Annotated in this window: 14 protein-coding genes; 13 read left to right on the forward strand and 1 reads right to left on the reverse strand. The window is 40.8% G+C overall.

The window, feature by feature from the left end; all coding sequences use genetic code 11:
* Positions 1-209 precede the first annotated feature (209 nt).
* Positions 210-806, forward strand: a complete 597-nt coding sequence (locus FNW02_RS22625; protein WP_191759744.1) for a hypothetical protein — start codon at positions 210-212, stop codon at positions 804-806.
* A 351-nt stretch (positions 807-1,157) separates the two neighbouring features.
* Complete coding sequence (locus FNW02_RS22630) at positions 1,158-4,127, forward strand: CHAT domain-containing protein (protein WP_191759745.1); 2,970 nt, start codon at positions 1,158-1,160, stop codon at positions 4,125-4,127.
* Positions 4,128-4,185: 58 nt separating this feature from the next.
* Here the strand turns inward: FNW02_RS22630 and FNW02_RS22635 are convergent, their stop codons facing one another.
* Positions 4,186-6,384, reverse strand: a complete 2,199-nt coding sequence (locus FNW02_RS22635) for a xanthine dehydrogenase family protein molybdopterin-binding subunit (RefSeq protein WP_225225844.1) — start codon at positions 6,382-6,384, stop codon at positions 4,186-4,188.
* 232 nt (positions 6,385-6,616) lie between these two features.
* Between FNW02_RS22635 and FNW02_RS22640 the strand changes: the two genes are divergently transcribed.
* The 11 genes from FNW02_RS22640 (at position 6,617) to FNW02_RS22690 (ending at position 21,580) form a co-directional block, all read left to right on the forward strand.
* The gene (locus FNW02_RS22640) at positions 6,617-6,859 is read left to right on the forward strand and encodes a hypothetical protein (RefSeq protein ID WP_191759747.1); all 243 of its coding nucleotides are present in this window, start codon (positions 6,617-6,619) and stop codon (positions 6,857-6,859) included.
* Between the two features lie 912 nt (positions 6,860-7,771).
* Positions 7,772-9,226 carry an aminotransferase class V-fold PLP-dependent enzyme gene (locus FNW02_RS22645; RefSeq protein ID WP_191759748.1) on the forward strand — a complete coding sequence of 485 codons (1,455 nt, stop codon included), beginning with the start codon at positions 7,772-7,774 and terminating at the stop codon, positions 9,224-9,226.
* 182 nt (positions 9,227-9,408) lie between these two features.
* Positions 9,409-10,713, forward strand: coding sequence for a sulfite oxidase (locus tag FNW02_RS22650; protein WP_191759749.1), 1,305 nt, complete (start codon positions 9,409-9,411; stop codon positions 10,711-10,713).
* Positions 10,714-10,920: 207 nt separating this feature from the next.
* Positions 10,921-11,706 (forward strand): sulfite exporter TauE/SafE family protein, encoded by a 786-nt coding sequence (locus tag FNW02_RS22655; protein ID WP_191759750.1) that lies wholly within the window; start codon positions 10,921-10,923, stop codon positions 11,704-11,706.
* Between the two features lie 472 nt (positions 11,707-12,178).
* Positions 12,179-14,191 (forward strand): AAA-like domain-containing protein, encoded by a 2,013-nt coding sequence (locus FNW02_RS22660; RefSeq protein ID WP_191759751.1) that lies wholly within the window; start codon positions 12,179-12,181, stop codon positions 14,189-14,191.
* Positions 14,192-14,404: 213 nt separating this feature from the next.
* Positions 14,405-14,818: a 50S ribosomal protein L21 gene (gene rplU / locus FNW02_RS22665; protein ID WP_191759752.1), complete on the forward strand. Its 414-nt coding sequence runs from the start codon at positions 14,405-14,407 to the stop codon at positions 14,816-14,818.
* A 30-nt stretch (positions 14,819-14,848) separates the two neighbouring features.
* On the forward strand, positions 14,849-15,136 hold the full coding sequence (rpmA, locus tag FNW02_RS22670; RefSeq protein ID WP_162394929.1) for a 50S ribosomal protein L27: 288 nt from the start codon (positions 14,849-14,851) through the stop codon (positions 15,134-15,136).
* Between the two features lie 247 nt (positions 15,137-15,383).
* Positions 15,384-16,436 carry a glutathione S-transferase family protein gene (locus FNW02_RS22675; RefSeq protein WP_431356822.1) on the forward strand — a complete coding sequence of 351 codons (1,053 nt, stop codon included), beginning with the start codon at positions 15,384-15,386 and terminating at the stop codon, positions 16,434-16,436.
* A gap of 53 nt (positions 16,437-16,489) precedes the next feature.
* Positions 16,490-17,371, forward strand: a complete 882-nt coding sequence (locus FNW02_RS22680; RefSeq protein ID WP_191759753.1) for an aspartoacylase — start codon at positions 16,490-16,492, stop codon at positions 17,369-17,371.
* A 375-nt stretch (positions 17,372-17,746) separates the two neighbouring features.
* On the forward strand, positions 17,747-20,224 hold the full coding sequence (locus FNW02_RS22685) for a dynamin-like GTPase family protein (protein ID WP_191759754.1): 2,478 nt from the start codon (positions 17,747-17,749) through the stop codon (positions 20,222-20,224).
* A gap of 159 nt (positions 20,225-20,383) precedes the next feature.
* Positions 20,384-21,580 (forward strand): alpha/beta hydrolase, encoded by a 1,197-nt coding sequence (locus tag FNW02_RS22690; protein ID WP_191759755.1) that lies wholly within the window; start codon positions 20,384-20,386, stop codon positions 21,578-21,580.
* Positions 21,581-21,650 lie beyond the last annotated feature (70 nt).

The following is a 21,650-nucleotide window of genomic DNA, read 5'->3' on the forward strand; positions in this document are numbered from 1 at the left end:
AGGCAGGGGAGGCAGGGGGGGCAGGGGAGGCAGGGGAGGCAGGGGAGGCAGGGGGAGAGATTTATTCAGGTGGCTTAGATCCCCGACTTCTTAAAGAAGTCGGGGATCTGGGGGATCTTGTTGTTATTGTGTGATTTTACGGAAATTTGGTATCTGCTTTGGAAGTTTAATGAGAAAGTTAAATATAGTCAAATATACCGTGTAAAGCCATGAAAGCTTTTTTCCAGGGATGGGTTGTAGCAATCCTAGTAATGGCAGCAACGCTAGCAGGAAACATCCAAGCTGTAATTAGCAAAGATGTCAAGACGGTAAATTCTTTGTTGGCACAGACACCAGTCAAAGCAGATGAATTAGACCTTGCAGTGTCCTTGCCAAAGTTAGCGCAGGTCATCTTTAAAGGGGGTGAGTCAAGCAGTGGTCAGATAATAGGAATTGATGCACAAGGCCAAGCACTATCAATTCAGCGTAGTGGTAAAATTGCTACAATTCCCCTGAGCCAAATTGCAAGAGTAGTTTTCAAGAATGAGACGTTGGTTTACAGTAGGAATGAGCTTCAATTTATGCGGAGCATACAAATAGACCGTCCCCAAGGTAAATCAGTAACTTGGAGTGGTATCCCCCTAAATACTTTTACCATAAAAAATCCTATCCAAGGTCAAGCAGTAGTGAAGCTCAAACCACCTGTAGTTTCCACAGCACAGTTGCGAGGTATTCGGTCAGTGGCTAGAAATCGGCAATATGTGGTAGATGAAATCCAGTTCAATTCGCAACAAAGAACGATCACTATTTTGGCAAAACCTTATTGAGCATGAATTATTTCAGCAACCGCCTGAAAATGAATCAAATAACAAACTATTTGCTTCAACGTTTTCTACGGTCATTTCAACTTTAGTAACGACAACTTCAACGTTAGTAACTACAGCTTCAGCATTAATAACAAACACTTGAGTTGTTTTTACCAGAGCTGAAGTATTTTTTATAACAACTTCAGCGTTAGTAACTACAGCTTCAGCATTAATAACAAATGCTTAAGTCGTTTTAACAACAGCTTAAGTATTTCTTATAGCAGCTTCAACGTTAGTAACCACAGCTTCAAAATTCCTAACTACAGCTTCGGCTGATGCTCAATGAAAACTGATTATATCTGTAAATATTCTATGAAAAAAATTCTCACCACTTTTTTGGTTTTGGGCGTTTCTCTAACGCCTTTAACAGTAATGCTGATAGCTCAACCCACCTGGGGACAGACTCAAAACTCGCGATCGCAAGAAGCACAAAGACTGCTTCTGCAAGGGATACAACTGTCACAGCAACAGCAACACCAACAGGCAATACAAATATTACAGCAAGCTTTAACCATTGCACAAGAACTCAAAGTTCAAGAACTTGAAGCGTTCGCACTGCTTTGGCTTGGGCGTAACTATAACGATTTAGGACAAAAGCAGAAAGCACTCGATTACTACAACCAAGCTCTGCCCCGATTTCGTGCTGTAGGCGATCACTCAGGTGAAGCTATCACACTCAATAACATCGGTAAAGTCTACAACGATTTAGGACAAAAGCAGAAAGCACTCGATTACTTCAACCAAACTCTGCCCCTTCTTCGGGCTGTGGGCGATCGCTCTGGAGAAGCGACTACACTCAATAACATCGGTGGGGTCTACTCCGATTTAGGACAAAAGCAAAAAGCACTTGATTACCTTAACCAAGCTTTACCCCTGAGACGTGCTGTGGGCGATCACTCTGGTGAAGCGACTACACTCAGTAACATTGGTTTAGTCTACTCCGATTTAGGACAAAAGCAAAAAGCACTCGATTACTACAACCAAGCTCTACCCCTGAGACGTGCTGTGGGCGATCACTCTGGTGAAGCGACTACACTCAGTAACATTGGTTTAGTCTACTCCGATTTAGGACAAAAGCAAAAAGCACTCGATTACTACAACCAAGCTCTGCCTCTTTTGCGGGCTGTGGGCGAGCGCTCTGGAGAAGCGACTACACTCAATAACATCGGTCAAATCTACGACGATTTAGGACAAAAGCAAAAAGCACTCAATTTCTATAACCAAGCTTTGCCCCTTTTTCGTGCTGTGGGCAATCGTTCTGGAGAAGCGACTACACGCAATGACATCGGTGCAGTCTACAACGCTTTGGGACAAAAGCAGAAAGCACACGATTTCTTTAACCAAGCTCTGCCCCTATTTCATGCTGTGGGCGATCGCTCTGGTGAATCGACTACACTCAATAACCTCGGTGCAGTCTCCGACGATTTAGGACAAAAGCAAATAGCACTTGATTACTACAACCAAGCTCTGTCCCTTATTCGTGCTGTGGGCGATCGTTCTGGAGAAGCGACTACACTCAATAACATTGGTTTAGTCTACTCCGATTTAGGAGAAAAGAAAATAGCACTCGATTTCTATAACCAAGCTCTGCCTCTTTTGCAGGCTGTGGGCGAGCGCTCTGTTGAAGCTGTCACACTCAATAACATCGGTTTAGTCTACGACGATTTAGGACAAAAGCAAAAAGCACTCGATTTTTACAACCAAGCTTTGCCCCTGAGACGGGCTGTGGGCGATCGCTCTGGTGAAGCTGTTACCTTGGGTAATATTGGTGTACTATTCCAAAACACAAATCGACCAACCCAAGCCATTACTAATTTGCAGCAAGCTCTCCAAATTAGCTTAGAAATGCGTCGGGGCTTGCAACGAGAAAATCGCCAAAACTTTTTACAGGAAAACGGTGCAAGTGCAACTGCTTTAGTTGATGTCCTGATTAACCAAAAGAAATACGCTCAAGCCTTTGAATGGGTTAACCTATTCACCACAGCCGACCTTGCTGATTATACTCGCCTCATTAATGCCAAAGTTGCCAACCCAGAAGCACAGCAGAGCCTTGATAACTGGAGTAAAAAAAATCAACAATTAGAATCTCTGCGGCAACAACTGCAAAGCGATGGTTCCGAAAGCCTACCTCAAAAAATTCGGCAATTAGAAGCACAAGTTTATTCAGAAGCCGAAAATATCTCTCGCCGTTTCCCTGAAGTAGCAGAACTATTTGAAACTACACCAGCAGATATTAAAAACCTGACATCCTCCATACCCATAGGAACGGTTGTAGTTCAACCTGTCTTACTGACTAATGTGAGAAATATGCCTAATAACGTTGCATTTTTCATCTTCACAAAAGGTGAGTTGAGTGTTATTAAAAAACCTATTGATCCCACTAAATTTAATAAACTTCTCACTCAATACCTAAAACAGGTAAAAAACGATGGTGATGCTAGCTACGCTGAAACTGGTGGCGAACTTTATGATATTCTCATTCGTCCTATCGAAGACAGAATTAAGGCTTTATCCCCCAAACAACTGAGTATTATTGCTACTGGTAAACTGCGCCATTTCCCTTTTGAGACTCTTTACGACAGTAAAACTAACCAATTTCTCATCCAAAAATATCCTGTTAACTATCTCACTCGTATTTCCAATAATTCCCTAAAATCTCCGGGTGTGCAAAATGCCGTACCCCGCAAAGCACAAGCTGTTTTAGCATTTGGTAATCCTGTACCCCGTAACCCGCAAAATATTCCAGGTGCAGAGGCAGAAGTCAGAAAGATTAAAGAAATATTCCCAGAAAGTGAAGTTTATATCCACAATGAAGCTACCCTAGAAAAGTTTAAATCCCAAGCTTTGCGTTTTTCATTTTTGCATTTAGCAACTCACGGCTGTTTCAAAATTGAAGACTGCAAAAAAGTGGATTTACTAAATAATAAATTACTATTTGCTGATAAACCCTTAGACATTGCCGATGCTGCTCTTTTAGGGCTACAAGGTACACAATTACTAACACTTAGTGCTTGCGAAACTGCTGTAGAAACTGATTTTAATGGTGAAGGAATTGCAGGCGTTGCTTACATATTTGAGCGTGCTGGTGCTAAAGCTGTGATGGCAAGCTTGTGGGCAGTTGAAGATGAAGCAACTCAGGAATTGATGGTTGATTTTTATCAGAATCTCAAACAGGGTATGAGTAAAGGGGAAGCTTTGCAAAAAGCTAAGTTAAAGCTAATTAAAGATGATCGCCATCCTTTTTATTGGTCGCCGTTTGTCTTAATTGGTGATGCGCGTTAACAAGATTCCCGACTTCTTAGAGAAGTCGGGAATCTGGAAGTCGGGAATTTGAGCCATTTCACAGCAACTTATCTGGTGTAATTGGCAGGTCACGAATCCGTTTACCTGTAGCATGATAAACAGCGTTAGATATAGCAGCTGCTACCCCAACAATTGGAAGTTCCCCAAGGCTTTTGGTTCCCAGCGCATTCACAAAAGAATCGTGTTCTTCAACAAATTGCACTTCCATATTTGGTATATCTGCATGAACAGGAATCAGGTAATCTGAAAGGTTAGCATTAACTATTCGACCCTGATTAGCATCCATTACTGTTTTCTCCATCAGCGCCATGCCGATTCCCCAAGTAATCCCACCGATAACCTGACTCCGCGCTGTCTTCAAGTTGAGAATTCGCCCTGCACTATAAACGCCTACGCAACGTCTAACTTTGATTTCTCCTAATAATTCATCAACAGCAACTTCAACAAAGATTGCTCCAAAAGAGTGTTTGGAATACTGTTTGTCTGGGTTGGGTGAGCTTTCCTCTGTGACTTCTAAACTCTGTAACCCGTGACGGTGCAGAATATCGGTGTAACTATCTCGCTTAGAAGAGTCTTGTTTTAAAAATATTTGCCCCGATTCTACTGTAATATCATCTAATTGAGATCCATATAGCGGAGAATTTGAATCTGTTATTGCCATTTGGATCATCTTCACTCGTGCTGCACTGGCTGCTTTATGCACAGCAGGCGAAACACTACCGACTGTAATCGAGTTACCGGTGACGGGAGCTTTAGGGAGATTGCTATCACCTAGTTCAAACTGCACCGACTGGCTTGATAAGCCTAATGCTTCAGCGGCTACTTGAGTCATTACTGTATAAGTACCCGTACCAATATCTTGAGTACCACTTTGGACTCGCACCTCTCCATTAGCAAAAATTTCTACCTTAACTGATGCAGAGCCAGCATGGCTGGGAAATGTAGCACTCGCCATTCCCCAACCAATCAAGAAATGCTCATCGCGCATTGAGCGAGGAACTGGGTTGCGTTGTGCCCAACCAAAAATTTCTGCTCCCTGTTGGTAACATTGTTTCAAAGATTTACTTGACCAAGGTAATCCTGTATGCGGGTCGATGTCTGCATGATTTCTGAGTTTTAGTTCAATTGGGTCAATATTTAAAGCATACGCTAGTTCGTCCATTGCCGATTCTAGGGCAAACATTCCTGGCGCTTCTCCTGGCGCACGCATAAAGGTTGGTGTGCTGGCATTGATGCGAGCTAGGCGATATTTGACTTCTAAGTTGGGACAAGCATACATCATTGTTGTTGCTGCACCCACAGGTTCTACAAAGTCATCAAAGGGAGAAGTTAAGGATGTGCCAATGTGGGTGATGAGGGTTAGTTTACCGTCCTTGGTTGCACCTAGGGTTAAGTGCTGCTGGGTTTGAGATCTGTACCCGCAAGAAGTGTACATTTGCGATCGCATTAGCACCACTTTAACAGGTCGCTTGACTTGGCGAGCTGCGATCGCAGCTAGGATAGTATGAGACTTCAGCAGCGCTTTGCAGCCAAATCCACCCCCTAAATATTTGGAAATAACTCGGACATTTTCTGGAGGAATATTCAGAACAGCACAGATTCCCCGTTGTGTTGAAGAAATGCCTTGAGTGGTTTCATAAAGTGTTAAATTATCCCCCTCCCACATTGCTATAGTTGCAGAGGTTTCTAGGGGATTATGATGTTCTATTGGCGTCGTATAAACCTGCTCCATGAGGATATCTGCATGGGCTTTTCCAGATTCAACATCGCCTCTAGTAATTTTACCGGGCATGATGCCAAACAATATTGATTCTGGCTCAAATATCTCTGCTTGTGCCATTGTTACCGTAGGCGGTGCTTCCTCGTAGCTAATTTTTACCAGAGAGGCAGCGGTTTGAGCTTGTTCTAAAGTTTGGGCAACTACAATCCCCAGGTGTTGACCATCGTAGTAGATGTTATCGTCTTTTTCGGTTGGCTGAGGTTGTTGGGGGGAAAAGAAGGGTATTTTTACCAGAGATGGGGTTTGTTCGTAAGTAATGATATCTATTACACCAGGGGCTATGACTACTGCTGATGTATCGATTTGGATAACTTTGCCTTTTGCGATCGCACTAGTGAAAATCACTCCATAAACCAAATTATCTATTGGCACGTCAGCTGTGTAAGCTGCTTCTCCTGTAACTTTGAGCCTGCCATCAACACGATCCAGTGGCTTACCAACAATTCGGTGTTGCATATTTGCCAAATTATAGTTCATTGATCATTAATTATTCTCTCCCCTGCCCCTCTGCCTCTCTGCCCCTCTGTCCCTCTGCTCCCCGCCTCCCCTACCCCCCTGCTCACCCGAATGGGTGAGAGACAACTCAGCCAATCAGGTGAACTAAGTGTAGGAAGTTAAAGTTTATGAAAAACGGCACTCTCTTACTAAAGAGCATTGATTGCACTCATTCTAATTTAAAAATAAATCTATGAAACTTGCACTTATATTTGATTCTGCATTGATTATTGCTTCTATTGCGCTCATGCCTGGAATCTTTGACCCTCATCCAGCTACGAACAATAACTACTATATGGATGCTGATAGCACAAATAGTTATGGTATAAATATTGCTAATGCACTTGATACATTTAGCAGTAATTTCACTAATGTCAACTACTGCGAACCCTTTAATTTACCGAGCAGGTCGTTATCCAGAGATTTTTCCCGATAAGTATAGCTCTGCACATAACGGTTTGTAATTGAATGCAATACAAACTAACAGTATTAAGCTAATGCGCGTCTAAATTGCATAACTAGTCTTTGTAGTTGTTAACTGTTGATAGTTAACGGTTAACACTCAACCTGAATGTCGAAGTAATCTGCAATTTAAATGCATAACAGCTTAGCTGATAAATTTTATTTTGTATCAAAATGGAAAAGTATTAAGCTCACATACTATTAAACATACAATTGCAACCGTCTTAGGGTATACATTAAAAATGTATTTTCTAAAACATTTTTATACTAGTATTGTTTATTACTTTAGACAGTTGTTTATATAGTCATCTATCATTTGACATATTATTACAGAGTACTGAGTGATCATAGCCATTTACTAGCAAGCAAATAAGAGCTTTGACCATAATGACTAAGTCAGCAAACCTTGACATTTGCGTAAAAATGCTGAATTTATTCGTTAATAAAAAGTAATATTAGTCAAGTAGATTTATAAGCTTTTCTCAAAGACCGATAAAACTTATAGCAGGCTTTTTTTTTAGTAAATACATGTATGGCAAGCATTTTGAAGTTTATTAAATGATAGGCTTGTATTATACTTTTATTATCAACATCCGAAGTTTTTCTGATAGCTGGGAGAAAACTGCTTTAAGTACAACAGTTTATTAGTAAATACTATTACATCGTATTATTTGTTTACTTAAGTATATTATAGTCAAGTATAATTACGGCTACATTTTTTTAGTGTTTATTAAAGAATAACTGCAATAACCGAGTTTTCTATTAGTGGCTAAGTACTGTTAAACACCACATTCCCTACCAATTAACGTGATTACTGTATTAGATAAAGCATTGTAACGGTTAAGCTTTCTCAAAAATTAAACATTTAACTATAAAGGTGCTAAAAATGACTGAATTACTTGCCTTGGGTGCAAAACAAAAGCAAGAATCAACCCAATTGCCACTATTTGCAGAAAATCTTGACAGCTTTTGGAATAAAGAAATTAGACCTTTATTCACAGATGAGTCTCTATGTTTCAAGGTGAAAATTCGTAACGGAAAGCATATCAAGTATGTAAACTTAGATAATGGAGCGACAACCACTCCCTTTGCAACGCTTAAGCAGCACGTAGATGATATGCTTGATACTTATGGCAGTGTGCATCGAGGCTCTGGGCAAAAGTCTATTATTACTACGCGAGAATATGATGCAAGTCGAGATGTGATTCGGGAATTTGTGGGGTCATCATCACATAACTATGTAATATTTGCCAAGAATACAACAGAAGCAATTAATGGAGCTGCTACACTGTGGGCGAAGAAACCTGGCAAAATCTTAGTTTCTGATATTGAGCATTCATCAAACTTGCTACCTTGGGTAACTAGAGACGAAGTTGTTCAGTATAGAACTCAACCAGACGGAAGCGTAAGTGTAGCTGAAATTGAGGATATTTTCAAGGCACACGAAAACCGCCCTGAAGCAGAGCGAATCAAGTTACTGACCATTACAGGTGCTTCAACAATTACAGGTTATAGACCACCTATTTACGAAATTGCGGCTTTAGCACATCGGTATGGAGCCAAGATGTTTGCTGACGTGTGTCAGTTAATCCAGCATGAACGGGTAGATATGCGTGCAGATGATGACCCGTGTCATTTGGATTTTGTCGCTTTTTCTGGACATAAAATGTATGCTCCTTATGGAACAGGGGTTTTGCTGGGGCCGAAGGAGTTTTTTGATAGCTCCTATCCTTATCAAATCGGTGGTGGAAACCTGCCTTATATCACTAGAAACCTAGAGATAAAGCGTTTTTACACAGAACGGGCACATGACCCCGGAACCCCAAATGCAATGGGTGCTATTGCCATTGCCAAGGCAATTCAAATTATAGAAGCACTTGGACGCGATCGCATTGCGGAATACGAACACTCTCTAGTTGAATTCACATATACACGGCTGAAGCTAATTCCTGGTGTGAAAGTACATATCCCAGGAGATAATCTAGCCCACGTCATCCCCTTTGACATTGATGGATTTGACGGACGTTTAGTAGCAGAGATTCTGGCACAAGAATACGGTATCGGGGTTCGGGCTGGGGCTTTCTGCACTTATGAATATATTCGCAAACTCAAGAATATTTCGGACGAGCAAGACTGCGAGATTGCTAAAGAAGTAGAGAGCGGAATTACGCGTAACATTCCTAGCATTATCCGGGCCAGCTTTGCTGTGTATAATACACTTGAAGATTGTCATAGGTTCCTTGAGGCGATTTCAGAAATAGCTCGGAATGGACTTGATCACTATTTGCCTTCCTACAAACAAGATGAGACAAGTGGTGTTTGGGCTGCGATAGATAATTAGTCTCATCTGTTCATCACGCTAAAACTGATAGTTGTTGATTATCTCAGGTAGCAGAGGGAGACTTTAAACTCCTTTGCTACTTCCTTATTCTATGTGCCTTAATTACGTTAGCGCAGCGCTAACGCTTCGCCATCGAGCGTTATTACGAATTACGAATTACGAATTACAAGGAGGGTAACAGCTTGAGCGATGAAAACCTCTTTGACCAGGAGGATTACCTACAAGCACGGGTTGATGAATATATTTGGCAAAAAAGCTCAGATGCAGGTATTTCGCGCCAGCGGTTTCTGCAAATACTAGCCACTATGGTTGGAGCAACAGCCATTGGAGGATTGGCTAAACCTGCACCTGCTCACAGCCAGACAAGCAAATCAAATCTGTCAAATTCCTCCGCTACTGTCACCAAAGGCAGTAGAATACTTAAGCCATTGCCACCAGGATATATCTCTCATAGCAAAGGCACATTAGAGATGAACTGGGAAGCCATGTATGAACGTGGCTATCTAGTGCCAAACGATTGGTTTTACGTTCATAACCGCAATACGCCTCCTCCTTTTGACCCATCTACTTGGCGCTTGCACATTCAAGGGACTGGCGTTTCCACGCCCTGCGAATTCTCTTACGATGAAATCATCGCTATGCCATCCATTTCAGTCACTTGTGCTATTGAGTGTGCTGCTAATGGTCGGCGCTTCTTTGAAGAAGCTTACAACAAACCACTTTCTGGAACACGGTGGCGGCTCGGCGCTATTGGCGTGGCTGAGTGGACTGGTGTACCACTTAGCATATTGTTTGAGCGAGCCAGACTGAAATCAACTGCAAGAGACGTACTAGTTGAAGGTGGAGATTTGGATTCGCTGGACTCGAAGCAATCCAAGTTCAGTAGTGTAGTTCCGATTTCCAAGGCATTAGCAGATAACTCACTCCTCGTCTATGCAATGAACGGGGAACCATTACCTCCAGACCACGGTCAGCCATGCCGTGCTTTATTTCCTGGTTGGGGCGGAAATGCTAACGTTAAATGGATTGAGCGAATTGAAGTCTCTGAAACACCAATATACACCCAATGGGTGCTAAAGCAGATGGTACTGGTTGGTGCAGATTATCCAGCTATCTCTCCATATAAAGGCAAATTAATTACGTACCAAAATGTTAAAAGCGCCTTTGAGTTAGCTTGGCCAGCTACGCTTGCTGCTAAACCTTATCTACTGCGCGGACGTTCTTGGTCTGGAAAAGGAAAGATTGTGCGTGTGGAAGTCAGCTTAGATGGTGGTAAAACCTGGCAATTTGCACGTTTGCGAGAGCCAAATTTTCCATTTGCGTGGGTTCGCTGGGACATTGAATGGAACCCTGTTCCTGGAGAGTATTCTCTGCAAGCTCGTGCTACTGACAATTTAGGTAACACCCAACCAACTACAGTTCCGTGGAATGATTTTGGGTTGCTTTACGGAGGCGTTGTTAGCCACCCGGTAACAGTAAACAGTTAACAGTAAACAGTTAACAGTAAACAGTTAACAGTTAAGATAATTGGGTTTAAGAAGAACCACTATATCAGCGAGTATTTCCAACTGAAAACTAATAACCCAAAGCCGATGAGTAGCAGGCGCTATCTGGCGAGTTTAAATCTTCCACCATACGCTTTGATAACTGTTTACTGTTTACTGATTTAAAAGTTCTTTGATAAAACTTATTGTATGAATGATTTTAGTTGGTTGATTTTAGTAGCTGGGGGTCTAATATCTGGAGTCATCGCGGGACTTTTAGGAATTGGCGGCGGTATTATCACAATTCCTCTTCTAGTCACTCTAGGTTATACACCAGTTCAAGCGATCGCTACTAGTAGTCTTGCTATTGTTATTACTTCAATTTCTGGAAGTATACAAAATTGGTGGATGGGCTACTTTGATTTTAAACGCGTAATTTACTTAGGAATTCCAGCTTTCTTAACTACTGGCATAGGAGTCTATTTCGCCAATAAAATTCCACCATACATAATACTCTTTTCATTTGGCATCATACTACTAGCTAATATCTATTTGATAGACCTTCGCAAACAACTAGCTTCAAAAACAGAGAATGAAAATACAGCACCAGCATTTAACCCATTACTTACCAAACTTGGTACTGGGGGAGCAGCAGGAATTTTAGCAGGTTTGTTTGGCTTAGGCGGTGGTACGATTATGGTGCCGCTGCAAATATTGCTCCTAGGAGAAGAAATTAAAGTAGCAATTCAAACTAGTTTAGGCGTTATTGTCATTACTGCTTTAGCTGCTTGTACAGGGCACACATTAGAGGGGAATATTCTGTTTTTTCAAGGTATAATTTTGGGATGCGGCGGTCTTATAGGTGTGCAAATGAGTACTCGCACACTGCCAAAAATACCAGATTCAGTTGTTAGCTTTGCACTGCGTATTTTCTTAGGAATTCTATCAATTTATATTTTTTGGGAAGCCTGGATAAATTATCAACTCATAGCTTAAAAATCTTTGGTATTAGATTCAAAATTCCCGATTTATTGGATAAATCGGGAATCTTGTTTGTTGGAAAATTTTATTTTTATTAACAAATCGTTAACTTGGTTAAGTACACAGCAGATAGCATCATGATTTGGAATGTAATCTAGAAAACAGTTAACTGAATGAATGTCAGCTTTGTAGCGATCGCTATAACCATCTATAAGAAAAAACTAAGTAGATTGTGTTTATTTACATTCTAAAATATATTTAGAACAAAGTATATCCAATTACATAAAATTCCATAAGCATAGGAGAAGCATGTAAAACAACCTGATTAACAAGTCATGTCAAATGTTTCACCATCCAAAAAATGATCAAAGCTTGTTTGTAGCTGCTTTAGGAAAGATAAGCTGCTACCTCCAAAAGGAAGGCTGCATAGAGCTACAAAGAACAATGGTTTGGGGAAACTTCAAATAGAAGTAGAGCCGATTACTAAATGACTATAGATGAAGTAGTACAGCTACTAAAAGCCAGTCAAGCAACCGGTTTAACGACGCTCCAAGAAATGATTTTGCGTGCTTCGTGGGAAGGAAAAACTTACACCAGTATAGCGCTGGAAGCACACTACGGAGAGGAGCGTGTTAGGAAAGTTGCTTCTAATTTATGGCAATTGCTGAGTAACTTTTGGAAGGAATCTATTAATAAATCTAACTTCCGTCAAATTCTAGAAAATCGCAATCTTAGTCAAACATATCAGCAATTAATTAAAGAATTCAACCGAGCAGCCACAGCCATATCCTTAGAATTTCCCAGTGGGCCAGTATCCCTTGATTCCAGATTTTACATTCCTCGCCCGCCAATTGAAGAACTTGCTTATGCACAAATAGCTGAACGAGGGAGTGTCGTCTGCATTAAAGCTAGCAAGAAGATGGGGAAAAGCTCATTGATATTACGGTTGCTTGCACATGCTAGTAATCAAGGCTTTCGCACTGTAAGTTTAGACTTTCAGCAAGCAGACAAAGCGGTATTTGCTAACTTGGATAAATTTTTGCGATGGTTGTGTGCCAACATTAGTCGGGAATTACAGCTAGAACCAAAACTCAATGATTATTGGGATGAGGAAATGGGTAGCAAAGTCAGTTGCTCCATCTATTTCCAAAAGTATTTGTTGTCCACTTTGGAAAGTCCGCTTGTCTTGGTATTAAATGAAGTAGATTGCGTATTTGAGTACCCAGAAATTGCTGGAGATTTTTTACCATTAGTGCGGTCTTGGTACGAACAAGCCAAACGGATGGAAATTTGGCAAAAACTCCGTCTTGTTTTGGTGTACTCAACAGAAATTATTGTTCCTCTCAAACTAACTCAATCACCATTTAATATCGGTTTGCCAATTAAGCTACTCCCATTTACTAAAGAACAGGTGCAAGATTTAGCACAACGTCATGGATTAGATTGGACAGATGGTAAAGATGTTGAAAGTTTGATGGCGATGGTTGGGGGACATCCTTATTTAATTCGACTCGCTTTGTATCATCTTATGGGTAAAGGAGGGTTAGAGAAAGATTTACAACAGCTATTGCAGGAAGCACCCACAGAAGCGGGAATTTATAACGAGTATTTAAGGCGGTATTTATTAAAACTAAGAGAGGAGCCGGAATTAGCAGCTGCTTTTGCTCAAGTAATTAATCCTACAGCTCATGTGAAAATAGAACCAGGACTAGCATATAAATTACAGAGTTTGGGGTTAATTAATTTAGAATGCGATCGCTATACTCCTACATGTGAGCTGTATCGTTTGTATTTTCGAGAACAACTCACAACAACTGAAGATTTGAGCAATGCTCACGTTGAACAGTTGAAAAAAGAGAACCAACAATTACGTGCGCTCTCTAGCTTAGATGAACTAACGCAATTAGCCAATCGCCACTACTTTCATACATACTTGCAAATAGAGTGGCAAAGATCCGCTCGCAAGCATACCACGCACACACTACGCGAGTACATCCCCATATCCCTGATTTTATGCGATATCGACTATTTCAAGATTTACAACAAAACGTACGGTAATTCCGCAGGAGATGAGTGTCTGCGACAAATCGCTAATACTATCAAGAACTGTGTAAACAGCTCACTTAGTAGCAGTTTCTCGTATGCTAGTAGTACTTATGCTACTAGTGCTTTAGCAATTTCCCAAGTGGTAGATTCCAACGAAGAAAACACGGTGTTAGTAGCTCGCTACGGTGGTGAAGAATTCGCCATTCTCGCCCATGCAGATTTTACAGCTGCTATGGCTGTTGCTGAACACATTCGAGAACAAGTAAAAGCTTTGGCAATTAAGTGTGAGTATCCTGGAATAGGTGGTTTACCCGCTGCTGTTTTAACTGTTAGCATAGGTGTGGCTAGTGTCATTCCCACAGTAGAAACCGAGCCTGTGACTTTAGTTAATGCTGCTGAGTCAGCGCTACATCAAGCCAAAAGAAAAGGACGCGATCGCGTTGTTTCCAGCTAAAGTTAGACAATATTGTTTAGACATCTGGTAAAAATCAATGTAGAGACGTAGCACTGCTAAGTCTCTTGACTGAACACCTGTTAATAAAATATAATGTTAGATTGTCTGTCTAATTCCTGCTCGGATCAGGTAGACATACCACAAAAGCAGGCAAAAGCATCTCCATAAGAGAAAAAAGCCAGCTACCTGTACGGCAACCTCAAGGACAATTCCATGACCTACGCAATTATTGAAACTGGCGGTAAGCAATTACGAGTAGAGCCAGGGCGGTTTTACGACATTGAACTGCTGACAGCCCAACCAGACGAAAAAGTTACAATAGAATCAGTATTATTCGTGCAGCACGACGGCGAAGTCAGCATTGGACAGCCGCTAGTCGCAGGTGCAACTGTAGAAGGGACGATACTACGACATCTCAGAGGTCGTAAAGTCCTGGTATACAAAATGAAGCCGAAAAAGAAGACCCGCAAAAAACGGGGTCATCGTCAAGAAATTACCAGACTCATGATTAACTCCATTACTCTTAATGGTACGGTGTTCACCGCAGAAGCAGAAGCAGAAGCAGCAACGGAGGAAGCGCCTGTTGTTGATAACACTCCTGTTGAAGTTGAAGCCGCTGCTGAATAATAGAAATAAGTAAATACACAAGAGGAAATCATGGCTCATAAGAAAGGAACAGGTAGTACGCGCAACGGTCGCGATTCTAATGCTCAACGTCTGGGTGTCAAGCGCTACGGTGGTCAAACCGTGCGTGCAGGAAACATTCTCATACGTCAACGTGGCACAAAATTTCACCCCGGTAACAACGTCGGTATTGGCAGCGATGACACTTTGTTTGCCTTAATCGACGGCGTAGTAACGTTTGAGAGAAAGGGCAAAACCCGTAAAAAAGTTAGCGTTTATGCAGCGGAAGCTGCCGCAGTTGTTGAGGCAACCGCAAGCTAGAGTAGTAGGGTGGCTATCAGTAAACAGTAAACGGTAAACAGTAAACATAATTGGGTTTAAGGAGAATCACTCAGGGGGCGAATACTTCCAACTGAAAACTAATAACCCAAAGTCGATTAGTAAAAGGCGCTATCTGGCGCGTTTAAATCCCCCACCATACCCCTTGATAACTCTTTACTGTTTACTGTTAACTGTTTACTGTTTACTGTTCTAGCCTGTCCTGAGTCTTATAAGAGAGACTGTCGCCATGACCAACTCAACTCCAATGGATGACGGCAAAAATTTTAGAAAGAAAAAGGGTAAGTCACTTCCTCCAAAGCTGATAATCTGGCTGGGGAAGTTTGTCTGGACGACTCTTTGGCACATAATGATGTCGAAGCTTGCTCCCCGCAATCAATCGGGAGCGTACATCCGTCCCAACAGCCAGTTCCGAAAGTTTATTAGCACAGAAGTAGGAAATCCGCATCCACCAGCTGCGGGGCGTTATAAACTTTATGTTGGGCTAGGCTGTCCTTGGGCGCACCGAACCCTGGTTGTGCGATCGCTTAAAGGTCTTGAAGCTATAATATCGGTATCAGTCGTGTCTCCTTCTTCAACAGAAGGTGGTTGGGTGTTCAACCAGGAAGACGAAGGTTGTCGCACACTTGCGGAATTATATCAGCTAGCAGAACCCGGCTATAGTGGACGCGCTACAGTTCCAGTATTGTGGGATGACCAAACAAAAGCGATCGTTAACAATGAAAGTGCAGAGATTATTGTCATGCTAAACTCTCAATTTAACGAGTTTGCAAATAATCCTACACTAAATCTCTACCCAGAAGAACTTAAAGAGAAGATTGACTGGTGGAATGAGAAGATTTACCATGCGGTGAACAACGGCGTTTACCGTTGCGGTTTTGCCCAAACCCAAGAGGCATATAATCAAGCTTGTGATGAACTGTTCGTAACTCTTGATGAGATTGACACGGTATTGCAGACTAATCGATATTTATGTGGAAAAAATCTTACACTTGCAGATATCCGTTTATTCACAACGTTATTTCGGTTTGACAGTGCCTACTACGGGTTGTTTAAGTGCAACCGTCAGCGAATTCGAGACTATCAAAATTTGGGAGCTTACTTACGTGACTTATATCAGCTTCCAGGTGTTGCTGATACTTGCGACGTAGAAAGCGTCAAACAAGATTATTACGGTAACTTGTTTCCACTCAATCCCGGTGGAATCATCCCTAATGGGCCTGATATGGCATACCTTTATGAACCACATAATCGTCAAAGTGTTGGCGTGGAGGTTTCATAAGTTATCTTGAGAACATATTCCTCGATAGCTGCATGTCCAAAGTGGGTGTAATTGTGAACCAGATTAATCGAGTGGCAATTGTCGGCGGAACTCACGGTAATGAGTTTACGGGGGCTTATCTGGTTAAAAAGTTTAGCCAGTTTCCTGACTTAATTGCTAAGCTTAGTTTTGAAACTGTAACTCTGCTAGCAAATCCTAAAGCTTTTGCAGTAGGAAGACGATATATAGAGAAGGATTTAAACCGCTGTTTTCTTAAACAAGAACTACAAGACCCGACTCTCGAAAGTTACGAAGAATTACAAGCTAAATCAATCCAAAATACTCTAGCTGCAAGTGCAAAAAAGGTAGATTTTATCTTGGATTTGCACAGCAGTACAGCCAATATGGGTCTGACGATTATTCTGGTAAATAATCATCCTTTCAACTTGAAATTAGCTGCTTATCTAAACTATATTAACCCTTTGGTTAGAGTTTATCGCTGCTCTTTTCAATCAGTTGAAGAAAATCCATTTCTCAATGTTCTGTGTGAATTAGGCTTTGCAATTGAGGTTGGCCCCGTTGCTCAAGGCATTTTAAAATCGACATTGTTTCAACAAACAGAAAAACTTGTTCATGAGGTTTTAGATTATCTAGAACGATTCAACAAGGATGAAATTCCCTCAATCAACGAAACGCTGGTCATGTATCAGCACTTATCTGTTGTAGACTACCCAAAACAAGAGGATGGCACAATCTGGGCGATGATTCATCCACAGCTGCAAGATAGAGATTATCAAGCCCTAAACCCAGGAGATCCGATATTCCTAACCTTTAATGATGAAACAATTGTTTATCAAGGTGAATCCACCATTTGGCCTATTTTTATTAATGAGGCCGCTTACTACGAAAAAGGGATTGCAATGTGTTTGACACAAAAGCTGCAAATCAACCTCTAAGAATTTTTTGTATTCTTGATAACTAAAATAATTAACCTTGAGCAATCCTGTAGATGGAGGGCATAGGTTTACCAATAAAGATAAATTTATTTCTAGAATGGTCTATTATTCCAATGTCTTTGTTAATATCCTTCGGGAGTACCCCATCCCTGGAGGATATTTTTTTTGCAAATTAAACCACAGATGAACACAGCGAAAAGTGGAGACGTTGCAATGCAACGTCTCTAAATGTTCTGTCTGTCACATTCTTTTTTTTAAATTGGTATTAGTTAATAGCAATGTTCTAAATGAACTGAATGATTTTATGCGTGATATTACGGTGCTCAAATCAGTAAAATTTGAATAAACTATACAATGGTATTTTGGGTGCTAAATATGCCAGACATGCTACCTCAGTGCAAAAATTTGAAAGAGCAAGTTGAGTCTATACTACAACTTTTACAGCAAGAACCAACGCTACGTTCTCAAGACATTACATCTGTACAAACTTCTCTGAGTAAAGCAATTTCCCCCAAGTTTGAGATTGTATTTGCAGGCGCATTTAGTGCGGGTAAGTCAATGCTAATCAATGCGCTGTTGGAGAGAGAATTACTATACAGTGCAGAGGGACACGCCACAGGTACAGAATGTAAAATTGAGTATGCAGAATTAGATGAAGAACGTGTAGTTTTAACGTTTTTAAGTGAAGCAGAGATTCGAGAACAAGCAGTTTTGTTGTCTCAGCAAATGGGATTTAAGACAGTAACTAATATCAATCAATATGATGTAATTAATTTGCTACGTCAAGATTGTGAAACTATTATCCAGCAAGAGGGTGGTGAAAGTAAATCGGAACGTGCAAAACAAGCAAAAGCTTTGATACTGTTATTAAAGGGATATGTAGCAAATCGCGATCGTATCCACACGGTTGATAATGCCACATATTCAATGGAACAATTTAACTTTTCCAATCTCAAGGAAGCGGCTGGTTATGCACGTCGTGGTAGTAATAGCGCTGTGTTGAAAAGGATAGAATATTACTGCAACCATCCTCTATTGCAAGATGGTAATGTAATTATTGATACTCCTGGAATTGATGCACCTGTGGAGAAGGATGCACAATTAACTTACGCCAAAATTCAACATCCCGATACTTCAGCGGTGGTATGTGTGTTGAAACCTGCTTCGGCTGGGGATATGACAAAGGAAGAAACAGAACTTTTAGAAAAGATGCGGGATAATGGGGGAATACGCGATCGCGTTTTTTATATTTTCAACCGGATTGATGAGACTTGGTACAACACCCAGCTACGGCAACGATTGGATGATTTAATTACTGGGCAGTTTCACGATACCAGTAGAGTTTATAAAACTAGTGGATTATTAGGATTTTACGGTAGTCAGATTAAACAGACAAGCGAACAAGACAGATTTGGTTTAGATTCTGTCTTTGCAGAAAGTGTTAAAGGTTTGGATGGTAGAGAAGAAACACCACAATTTATTAACGAATTTAATCGTTACTGTGCTAACTCAGGTAAATTGTCAGCTAGTAAATTCCGCATTTCGGTAAACAGCTTTGAAACTTCAAATGAGAACTATGTAAGGATTTTAACTGAACAGGGGACGCCATTAATTAACCAGCTAATTCAAGATAGTGGGATTGAGGAATTTCGCACAGCTATCACTCGCTATCTTACAGAAGAAAAGCGTCCGCAATTATTTATAAATCTAGCTGATGATTTGGAAGATATTTGTATTAAATTGAAAAAACATTATCAGGAAGTACAGCAAAATTTAGATAGTCAACCACGAGAAATTGAGGCGATGAAGGCGCAAGAGTTACAGCGTCTCAACCAGCAACTCCAGGAACTTCGTAAAGACTTTAGCCAGCACATCACAGAAGAAGTCAATCAATTAATTAATAATTCATGTGACGTTTTTGAAGCAGACTTTCGGCAATTACAATCACGAATGATTCGCCGTTTAGATGAGTTGTTAGACACTTTTTCTGTTGGTTATGCTTATCGGCGTGCAACCCTCAGCCATCCACGCAATGCTACTGCACCTTTAATTGCTATTTTAGTAGAGGCATTTTATTACTTAGCAAATCAATTAGAAGATATCTTAGTTGAGTCGTCTCAGCAAATTATTGTGAATTTTTTCCAGCGATTAATTGAAAAGGTTCGTAAGTCAGAATACTATCGCCAATTGTATCGCTTGTTAGGTAATGATGGTGGAATTGAACAAGAGATCAGAATTGTAGAAAAACAAGTTACACAGGCATTAGTAAGTGCATCTAGTGTAGAGTGCGATCGCTTTGTGCGTGAAAGTCCCAGATTTTACGATGAAGGCACTTTTTCTATATATCAATTTCGCCAAACCTTGCTACAAACTTCCCAAGGTTACGATTGTGAAAGCATAGTGGAAGCCGAACCAGCAATTAGGCAATTATTAAAGTTAGATTTTGAGCCAAAAGTTTCCCAAACCATTCGCAAATCTTTCCGCCAAACCGTCAACCAAACCCTCAAAACGCTGTTGTTACCAATGGCTGATAAGCAAGCGGATGAAATTTTGCAGCAGTACCCTCATGCACGTACTTTTTTAGAAAAAACACTAGAAAAAGAAGCTGAGGATAAGATTGCTCATAATCGGCGATCGCTAAGTGTTATTGAAGAGAAAATCGAGGTGTATAATGCAGCAATATCTAATATTAATAGTTGTTTGCAGGCAATGCAATTATATGACCACTTTCTACCTGTAATTGGTGATATAGATTCTCTGAATTTGGCAACTGATTTACAAGTCGATGATATCTTTTCAAATAACGGTATTATTATTTCAGATGGTTTATTGGATGGAATAGCACCAGCTTGATTTCTATGATTCTAATACGGTTCGGACTAGATAGCGATTCTAACTTGAGTGAGATACACAACAAGTAATTAACCACAGATAAACGAAAAGTTAGATCCCCGACTTCTCAAAGAAGTCGGGGATCTGGACACCACAAATTTTGTGCTCCCTGTATCGTCTATGTTCTATAAAAAAGTTTTATCATGGCTTGCACTATTCTTAAGTTTTACTAGTCTGTTTCTTAGTTCTTGGATTATTATTCCTGCTCCAAACATGCTTTTACTTACACTAGCAGTGGGAGCACCAGAAATCAGCCCTTGGTTATTTGGATTAAATTTGCTTTGTTTGCTTCTTTCTTTTTTCTGCATCCGTCGGCATCAACTACAACGTCTAGCCTGCACTTTAAGTTTAATTGGATTACTAATTTGTGCTTCAGTACTAGTTAACATACCACTAACTCAAATGCAAATGGCGAAAGCTATGAAACAAGAATTGGGGGCAGATTATCTAGAGCAAATTCCAGTTCAAGTAAGCGCTAAGATGCAAAGCTATCCCTTCTCCTTAGTTAATACTTTCCGGGGTATTCCATCAGGTAAAACGCGTCATCAAACAGGTATTATCTTTGCAACTTCTGCGGGAGTACCATTAAAAATTGAAGTTTACCAACCCCCAACAGTGGGGAAATATCCAGCATTGATTGTAATTTATGGTGGAGCTTGGCAATATGGCAATCCTCGCGCCAATTCTGAGTTTAATCAATATATAGCAAGTCGTGGATATACTGTATTTGCAATTGACTATCGACACGCACCAAAATATCGGTTTCCGGCTCAGTTAGATGACGTACGTACAGCCCTCAATTTTATTCACAAACACGCAGTTGAATATGAAGCTGATCCAGAACGCATGGTACTATTGGGACGTTCCGCAGGCGCACATCTGGCAATGTTGGCTGCTTATCAACCAGATGCATTACCTGTCCGTGCTGTGGTGAACTATTACGGGCCTGTTGACTTGGTTGAAGGATATAAAACACCACCACGCCCTGATCCCATCAACTCCCGCGCTGTTTTAAAAGCGTTAATTGGTGGTTCTCTGCAAGAATTACCTAATCAGTATCAAATTGCTTCGCCGATCAATTACGTAACGCACTCTTTACCACCAACTTTATTAGTCTACGCCAGACATGACCATTTAGTACAAGCACGATTTGGTAGGCAGATGTACGAACGGTTGCGTGACTCTGGGAATACTGCGGTTTTTTTAGAAATTCCTTGGGCAGAACACGCTTTTGATGCCATTTTCAATGGTGTAAGCAATCAATTAGCGTTATATTACACCGAGAGGTTTTTGGCTTGGGCATTGTTTAGTCAGTAATTTGGCGTTGCATATTTGCAGGTTAAATTGATAAAACTGACCACTGCTTCCGCCAACATTTTGATCTTTA

This window comes from Komarekiella delphini-convector SJRDD-AB1, from assembly GCF_014831675.1.
Taxonomy (GTDB): domain Bacteria; phylum Cyanobacteriota; class Cyanobacteriia; order Cyanobacteriales; family Nostocaceae; genus Komarekiella.

Coding starts and splice junctions, on each gene's coding strand:
- FNW02_RS22645 (WP_191759748.1), top strand. CDS start 7,772: ATGACTGAATTACTTGCCTTGGGTGCAAAACAAAAGCAAGAATCAACC.
- FNW02_RS22655 (WP_191759750.1), top strand. CDS start 10,921: ATGAATGATTTTAGTTGGTTGATTTTAGTAGCTGGGGGTCTAATATCT.
- rpmA (WP_162394929.1), top strand. CDS start 14,849: ATGGCTCATAAGAAAGGAACAGGTAGTACGCGCAACGGTCGCGATTCT.
- FNW02_RS22635 (WP_225225844.1), bottom strand. CDS start 6,384: ATGCAACACCGAATTGTTGGTAAGCCACTGGATCGTGTTGATGGCAGG.
- FNW02_RS22640 (WP_191759747.1), top strand. CDS start 6,617: ATGAAACTTGCACTTATATTTGATTCTGCATTGATTATTGCTTCTATT.
- FNW02_RS22690 (WP_191759755.1), top strand. CDS start 20,384: ATGTTCTATAAAAAAGTTTTATCATGGCTTGCACTATTCTTAAGTTTT.
- FNW02_RS22685 (WP_191759754.1), top strand. CDS start 17,747: ATGCCAGACATGCTACCTCAGTGCAAAAATTTGAAAGAGCAAGTTGAG.
- FNW02_RS22675 (WP_431356822.1), top strand. CDS start 15,384: ATGACCAACTCAACTCCAATGGATGACGGCAAAAATTTTAGAAAGAAA.
- FNW02_RS22660 (WP_191759751.1), top strand. CDS start 12,179: ATGACTATAGATGAAGTAGTACAGCTACTAAAAGCCAGTCAAGCAACC.
- FNW02_RS22630 (WP_191759745.1), top strand. CDS start 1,158: ATGAAAAAAATTCTCACCACTTTTTTGGTTTTGGGCGTTTCTCTAACG.
- rplU (WP_191759752.1), top strand. CDS start 14,405: ATGACCTACGCAATTATTGAAACTGGCGGTAAGCAATTACGAGTAGAG.
- FNW02_RS22625 (WP_191759744.1), top strand. CDS start 210: ATGAAAGCTTTTTTCCAGGGATGGGTTGTAGCAATCCTAGTAATGGCA.